The organism is Kitasatospora sp. NPDC059088 (genome assembly GCF_042738155.1).
GTDB lineage: Bacteria > Actinomycetota > Actinomycetes > Streptomycetales > Streptomycetaceae > Kitasatospora.
The window spans coordinates 21517-27428 of record NZ_JBHYGR010000038.1; the positions used below are offsets into that span (position 1 = coordinate 21517).

The 5912-nt window shown below is 74.3% G+C and carries 5 protein-coding genes; all 5 read right to left on the reverse strand.

Translation table 11 applies throughout. The features are described from left to right. Positions 1-296: 296 nt before the first annotated feature. The 5 genes from ACFWXO_RS18910 to ACFWXO_RS18930 all read right to left on the reverse strand — a co-directional run bounded on the left by ACFWXO_RS18910 (position 297) and on the right by ACFWXO_RS18930 (position 5752). A complete protein-coding gene (locus ACFWXO_RS18910; RefSeq protein WP_380524994.1) occupies positions 297-1511 on the reverse strand; it encodes a saccharopine dehydrogenase family protein in 1215 nt (404 codons plus the stop codon). 91 nt (positions 1512-1602) lie between these two features. Further along, positions 1603-2403 carry an amino acid ABC transporter ATP-binding protein gene (locus ACFWXO_RS18915; RefSeq protein ID WP_380524995.1) on the reverse strand — a complete coding sequence of 267 codons (801 nt, stop codon included), beginning with the start codon at positions 2401-2403 and terminating at the stop codon, positions 1603-1605. Beyond that, complete coding sequence (locus ACFWXO_RS18920) at positions 2396-3181, reverse strand: amino acid ABC transporter permease (RefSeq protein WP_380524996.1); 786 nt, start codon at positions 3179-3181, stop codon at positions 2396-2398. The genes ACFWXO_RS18915 and ACFWXO_RS18920 overlap by 8 nt, the downstream gene beginning before the upstream one ends. A 65-nt stretch (positions 3182-3246) precedes the next feature. Then, entirely contained in the window at positions 3247-4131 is an 885-nt protein-coding gene (locus tag ACFWXO_RS18925) for an ABC transporter substrate-binding protein (protein WP_380524997.1), read from the reverse strand. A 403-nt stretch (positions 4132-4534) separates the two neighbouring features. Continuing rightward, positions 4535-5752: an MFS transporter gene (locus ACFWXO_RS18930; protein WP_380524999.1), complete on the reverse strand. Its 1218-nt coding sequence runs from the start codon at positions 5750-5752 to the stop codon at positions 4535-4537. Positions 5753-5912 lie beyond the last annotated feature (160 nt).

The window sequence follows — 5912 nt, forward strand, 5'->3', positions numbered from 1 at the left end:
TTTCGGTGTGGTGTGGTTTGTTTTTTTGTTTCCAGAGGGGCACGGGCGGGCCGAGCCCGACGTCCTGCCCCCCCCCGCCCGGTGCGGTCGTGGACCGGTACGGCGGGTCCGCTCCGGCTACGTGGGCGAGGGTTTGAGCGCTTGGTGTCCTTGGCGCCGGGTGCCGTCGCCTACGAGGAGGCCCTGCGGCACACGGCCCACCCGGAGGAGATCCAGCGGCCGCACGCCCCGGTCGGCCGCGCCTGACCGTTCCGAACGGTGGCGCGCCGACCGCGTACCGGGGCCGGTGACCGGGTTCAGCGGCCGGGGGCGGTGCGGGGCGGGGTGGGGAGGACGCGGAAGGAGAGGCCCGCCGCGGTGAGGCGGTCGATCAGGGGGCGGCCCATGGCGACCGCCGTGGTGAGTTGGCCGGCCAGCGGGGGCAGGTCGTCGTAGGCGAGGCAGAGGGCGGACTCGGCGAGCATCTTGGCCGTCTCCTGGTAGCCGGGGTCGCCGCCGGTGACCTCGGTGAGGAGGGTGCGGCCGTCCTGGGCCCGGGCGGCGAAGCGGACGGCGAACCAGGAGCGGGCCCGCTGTTCCGGGCCCGGGCCGTCGCCGGGTTTGCGCAGCCGCTCCAGGGCGTGGCGCAGCGCGGGGAGTTGGGCGGCGAGGGCGAGCGCCGCGACGGCGCCGAGGCCGGCGAGGGCGACCGGCAGCCTGCGTACCGCCGCGTAGTGGGCGTAGCCGAAGTCCGGTCCGTACGCGTCCAGTGCGGCGGCCGAGCGGGACACCACCTGGGGGTCGATCGTGGGCAGCGGCACGGCCCAGGCGCGGGCGGCCCGGGAGCGGTGCGGCAGGCCGGCGGGGGTGCGGACCAGCCGCCCCTTCGGTCGGGGCTCGACCGCGCGGCGGGCGCGGGCGGCCCGGGCCATGGCCCGCGGCCGGGAGAGGGCCGTGAGCGCGGAGGCGAAGGTGCCGCCGGAGACGGTGCCGCCGACGCGGACGAAGCCCTCGACGGAGAGCCGGGCCACCGGGCCGCTGCGGCGCACCAGTTCGTCGACGGTGAAGAGCACGCCGAGGTCGTGCGGCACCGAGTCGAAGCCGCAGGCGTGCACCAGCCGGGCGCCGCTGGCCACCGCCCGCTCGTGGTGGCGGAGGTACATCCGGTCGACGAACTCCGGCTCGCCGGTGAGGTCCACGTAGTCGGTGCCGGTGTCCGCGCAGGCCGCTACCAGCGGCTCGCCGTGCCGCAGGTAGGGGCCGACGGTGGAGACCACCACCCGGGCCGAGCCCGCCACCTGGCGCAGCGCCCGGTGGTCGGCGGCGTCGGCCACCAGCAGCGGGAGGTCCGCGCAGCGCGGGTCGATCCGGGTCAACCGCGCCCGGACGGCGGCGAGCCTGCGCTCGTCCCGCCCGGCGAGGGCCCAGCGGCAGCCCTCGGGCGCGGCCCGGGCCAGGTACTCGGCGGTGAGACCGCCGGTGAACCCGGTGGCGCCGAACAGGACGAGGTTGTACGGGCGGGGCTCGGCCATCAGCGTTCCCTACTCACGGGTAATCGACTGCGCCACGTTAGGAGCCCGGCATGGCACTGTCAACGGTCCCGCTCCGAGCGCCGGGCCGGAGTCAGAGCACGTCCGCGAGGAACTGCCGCAGGCGCGGGCTGCGCGGTGCGTCGAAGACCGCCCCCGGTGGGCCGGACTCGACCACCACCCCGCCGTCCATGAAGGCGACGGTGTCGGAGACCGAGCGGGCGAAGCCCATCTCGTGGGTGACCACCACCATGGTCATGCCCGCGCGGCCGAGGTCGGCCATCAGGGACAGGACGCCCTTGACGAGTTCCGGGTCCAGGGCCGAGGTCGCCTCGTCGAAGAGCATCACCTGGGGCTCCATGGCCAGCGCGCGGGCGATCGCCACCCGCTGCTGCTGGCCGCCGGACAGCCGGGCGGGCCGGACGTCGGCCTTGTGCCGCAGGCCGACCAGGTCGAGTTGGCGCAGGGCGGTCCCGGTCGCCTCCTCGCGGGAGAGGCCCCGGAGCTTGCGGAGCGGGAGGGTGAGGTTGCGCAGCACGCTCAGGTGCGGGAAGAGGTTGAACTGCTGGAAGACCATGCCGACCTGGCGGCGCAGCAGGTCGGGGTCGCGGTGCAGGACGCTCTCGCCGTCCAGCAGGACGTCGCCGCGGTCGGGCTCCAGCAGGCGGTTGATCGTGCGCAGCAGGGTGGACTTGCCGGAACCGGAGGGACCGATCACGGAGAGGGTGTGTCCCGAGGGGACGTCGAGGTCCACGCCGCGCAGGATCGGGGTGCCGCCCAGGGACAGGTGGAGGTCCCGGGTGGCCAGGCTGACCGGGGAGAACGGCGTGCGGGTGGCGGTGCCGGCGGCCGTCGTGGTGGTGCCGGCGGACTCGGTGGGGCGGTGGTCAGACACGTGCCGCTCCTTCGGACGCGGGGGCGGGCTCGGGCGAGGGCCGGGCCTCGGAGGGGGAGGGGGCGGCTGGTGCGCCGCGCCCGTGGCGGAGCCGCCGGTCGATCACGTTGACCAGATGCGTCAGCGGCACGGTGAGCAGGAGGTAGAACAGGCCGGCGAGCACCAGCGCGGACTCGTTGCCGGTGGTGGCGGCGGAGTCCTGGCCGATCCGGAAGAGGTCGCGCTGATCGGCCGTCAGGCCGAGGAAGTAGATCAGGCTGGAGTCCTTGATCAGCGAGATGAGCTGGTTCACCCAGGCCGGCAGCACCCGCCGGACGCCGAGCGGGAGGATGATCAGCCGCATCGCCGCCGCGTACGAGAAGCCGAGCGCGCGCGCCGCCTCGAACTGGCCCGCCTCCACGCTCTGGATCCCGGAGCGGAAGATCTCCCCGAAGTAGGCGGCGGCGATCAGGGACAGCGCGAGGACTCCGAGCGGGTACGGGTCCGGCCCCCAGATCTCCATCCCCTGCGGGGCCAGCCCCACGCCGATCAGCAGGATGGTGACCGCGGCCGGAAGACCGCGGAACACGTCGGTGTAGACCCGGGCGGGCCAGCGCAGCCAGCGCGTCCGGGCGATGCCGGCCACTGCCAGCAGCAGCCCCAGGACGGTGCCGATGACGGCCGAAGTCACCGCGAGGATCAGCGTGTTGGGCACGCCGGTGGTGAGCAGGTCGGAGATCGCGGAGCGCATCGATCCCCAGTTGAAGAACGTCTCCGCCAGCGTGCCCAGCTGGTCCACGTCGGCCTCCTTGTCGTCCGGTTCGGGGGTGAGGGGGTGAGGGGGTGAGGGGGTGAGGGGCGAGGTCAGGGAGTCGGGGACGCGCCGGCCGGTGCACCCGTGGTCGGGGCCGCCTTGACGGGCGGGTAGGCGACCGAGCCGTTGCCGGGCTTGAAGCCGTCCGGCACCGGGCGTCCCGGGTAGTACTGCTCCTGGAGGCGGGTCCAGGTGCCGTCCGTGATCACCTCGTCGAGGGCCTTGTTCAGCGCGGCGAGCAGTTCGGGGCGGTTCTGGGCGACGGCGAAGGCGGTCGGCGCGGAGCTGAGCTGCTTCTGGGCGAGGACCACCTTGCCGCCGCTGTCCTGGGCGCTCTTCTCGCCGATCTCCGCGGGCGAGATCCAGGCCTCGGCCGTCCCGGCCTTGAGCTGGTTCAGCGCGCCGTTGTAGTCGGGCACGCGCACCGGGTTGAGGTTGTTCTTGGTCGCGTAGTCGTCCTGGACGGTCCCCTGGACGACCACGACGCGCTTGCCCGCCAGCTGGTCGAAGGCGGTGATCGGCGAACCGGCGGGGACGTCCAGGCCGAAGTAGCCGAAGTCGTAGCCGTTGGTGAAGGCCACCGTCTTCTTGCGGGCCTCGGTGACGGTGATGGACGAACTGCCCACGTCGAACTTGTGGTTGGCGACCTGGGACAGCAGCGACGAGAAGTCCGTCGCCGCGAACTCCACCTTGAGGCCGGCCTTGGCGGCGACGGCGGTGAACAGGTCGTTGTCGAAACCGGTGAACTTGCCGTCCTTGAGGTACACGTTCGGCGGCGCGTCCGAGAGGGTGCCGACGCGTATCGTCCCGGGAACGGACAACTGGTACGGATTGTCGGCGGACTTCGCGCCCGAGGAGCTGCCGCCGCAGGCGGTGAGCGAGGCCAGGGAGGCGAGAACGGCGAGAGTGGTGACGAGAACCCGGCGCGGGCCCATGGAGGCTCCAGAGGTGTGGTGGTGAGGGGAGGCGCCGCCGACCGGCCCGGCCTGGGTTCGGCCCGAGGTCGGTCCGGTCCGATCCGGTCCGGGACGTACGGGGACCGGGGGCCGGGACCGGGAAGGACCGGGGCAGGGCGGACGGCAGCGCACGACCGCACGGATCGAGGCGGTCGCGAAAAGGGCGAGCGGAAGGAAGGAAGTGAAGTGAAGAAAGGGAACGGAGGGACGCGGGCGCCCGGCGTCAGAGCCGGAAGAGGGCGTGCGTCAGCAGCTGGGGCGACAGCTCATCGCCGTCACACGGCGCAGGTCGATGTGCCTGCGCGAAACGAGGTATCCAGCCATGCGGGCACTATGCGTGGTGATCGTCGGCGGAGTCAAATCCTCCGCCGACGCCACGGCCTCACAGTTCGCGGATGACGCGCCTGGTCAGCGCGTACCCGAACGCGCCCGTCAGGCACAGTCCGGTCGTCGCGAACACCCCGCGGGCCCCGAAGGCGTCCACGGCCGCGCCGGCCGCGATCACCGAGAGCGGGAAGACCCCCAGCGCGCAGAAGGTGATCGCCGCCATGACCCGGGCCAGCAGCGCGGGCGGAGTGCCGCGCTGCACGCCGGTGACGACCAGGACGTTGGTCACGGTGCTGGCGCCGCCGGCCAGGAAGAGCAGCAGCACGGCGCCGACCAGGCCGGTGAACGGCACCAGGCCGATCGCCGCACCCATCACCAGGCCGGAGAGCATCGCCGTACGGCCGCGCGAGCGCAGTTCGGTGAGGCCGGCCGCGAAGAGGCCGCCGACCAGCGCGCCGCCGGTGAAGGCGGCCAGCAGCAGGCCGAGCCCGACGGCGCCGGCGCCGAAGCCGTGGGTGGCCAGGGTCGGCAGGGCGACCCGGGTGGCGCCGCCCACCGTCAGATTGGCGATCACCGTCACCGTCAGCACCGCGCGCAGCAGCGGCGACTCCCGCAGCAGGGTACGGAAGTTCCTTGGTACGGAGGCGCGTTCGGAGATCGGGCCGGGCGGGGCGACCGGGCTGCCGCGACCGATCAGCAGCAGCGTCGCCGCCGACACGGCGAAGGTCGCCGCGTCCAGGCCCAGCGCGGCGGCCGGGTCCAGCCAGGCGACCAGCGGGCCGGCCAGCGCCGGACCGAGCAGACCGGCGCCGAAGGTGACCGTGCTGTTCAGCGCGTTGCCCGCGTGCAGGTCCGCGGCGGGCAGCAGGGTCGGGGTGATCGCCCAGGCGGCCGGCAGGAACACCCCGGCGCCGAGGCCGACCAGCAGTGCCAGCCCGCCGATCAGCCGGAAGTCCGCCGCCCCGGCGGCCGCGGCCGCGCACAGGCCGGCGGTGGCGAGCAGCCGGCCGAGGTCGGCGGCCAGCATCACCCGCCGGGCGCCGAAGCGGTCGGCGAGCATCCCGCCGAGCGGGGTGGCGGCCAGCCGGCCCGCGCCGTAGGCGGCGATCACCAGGCTCAGTCGGCGGGCGCCGCCGCCGAGGGAGTAGACCAGCAGCGGCAGGGCGACCACCTGGAACGCGTTGCCGAACTCCGAGGTGGCCTGCCCGATCACCAGCAGCCGGAAGCCGCGGGCGCGCAGCGGTGCCAGGCCGAACCGGGGGCGGAACCGCAACGGCCCTGCGGCACGGGCGGGTTCGGTGCCGCCTGGGCTCGGACGGCCACCCGGTTTCAGCTGGCTGCCCGCCTCCGCGCCGCCGGGCCCGTCGCTGCCGCTCGTACCGGTGCCGGTGCCGCTAGCCCTCGAGCCGCACCGGCCGCGACGCCAGGCCCCG